Annotated in this window: 1 protein-coding gene; it reads left to right on the top strand. The window is 58.2% G+C overall.

The features are described 5' to 3' along the window. Window positions 1–1,050, top strand: a 1,050-nt coding sequence (locus A5791_RS26770; protein WP_067236884.1) for a hypothetical protein, incomplete at its 5' end; no start/stop codon positions are given. Window positions 1,051–1,299 lie beyond the last annotated feature (249 nt).

The following is a 1,299-nucleotide window of genomic DNA, read 5'->3' as shown; positions in this document are numbered from 1 at the left end:
GACGGCGTAGACCTCAATGTCATCTGGGCCGAGGTTGCAGCCGTTATCAAGGCCTGGAACGCCGAACGGTCGGCACTGACGAGCTTACTCACCTTCAACACCACCGATACCGCTTCGGCCATTCCTCAAAGTCGTAGTGTGGATAGCTTCGAGGAAGCTTCCGAGTTCGGTGAGCCCGAGTCGATGCGGCCACCCAGTGACTATCACCTCATGGGCTACACCTTCAAGGACTACGACAAGGCAAGCCGCTGGACGTGGAAATTCTTGCGGGACAGCACCGCTGAGCAAGTCCGCGCAATTGCCAACTACGCGCTGGAGGCCGACAACCGTCTGACAACCGGGACGATCTTGCAGCGGCTGTTTGACCCAACGCAGATAGCAAACGAGTGGTCGCACCCGGTGTATGGCCTGTACAACGGTGACACAATGGTTCCACCGGCCTATCTCGGCAAGCAGTTTGCGGCGGCGCACCAGCACTACCTTGTCTCTGGTAGCGCCACTATTGATTCCGGAGACCTCGAAACTGCCGTTCGCCATGTCACTGAGCACGGTTTCGGCACCGAATCAAACTCACGGCTGTTGGCGCTGATGAACCCGGCACAGGCAGAAGTGGTGTCTACCTTCAAGGCTGGCGAAGAAAACGCCAGCGGCATTATTGCCAAACACGACTACATTCCCAGCGCTGGCGCACCGGCCTACTTGCAACCGGAAAATATTGTGGGTCAGGTTGCGCCGGAGTCCTACAACGGTCTGAAGGTGCAGGGTAGCTACGGCGAAACCTGGATTATCCAAAGCGATTTCATTCCGGAAGACTACTTGGCGGTTGTTGCCACCTATGGAGCTAACAGCCCTGACAACGCCATCGGGTTCAGACAGCACCCTCAGCGTCAGTACCAGGGTCTAAGAAATATCCCGGGTATCGGCCCATTTCCATTGCAGGATAGCTTTTTCCAGCGCAGCTTCGGTGTTGGCGTGCGCCGTCGCGGCCAGGCCTGCCTCACGCAGATCAAGGCCAGCGGTTCCTATGACGTGCCGGTGATCCCGAAGTGACGCCTCTAGATTGGCTGCAGGCCAATCTGACTGCAGTCGTGGTCGCGGTAGCTCAGGCCGGTGCCACCCTGGCCGGCTCAACTGCTGAAACCAATGTGTCTCAGTCCCATTACTACTCTTGGAGCCGGTTCACAAGATGAGTAGAAGCGGAGCCGACGCGTCCGGTCTCGGTGACCAGCTTGCGCGCAACCTCGCGTATCTGGAAAACGGCGATACCGGCGCTAGCGAGTTCAGTTGGGCCGATGGCCT

This window comes from Mycobacterium sp. 852002-51163_SCH5372311 (assembly GCF_001667115.1).
Lineage (GTDB): Bacteria > Actinomycetota > Actinomycetes > Mycobacteriales > Mycobacteriaceae > Mycobacterium.
This window is presented reverse-complemented; position numbering and strand designations above follow the sequence as displayed.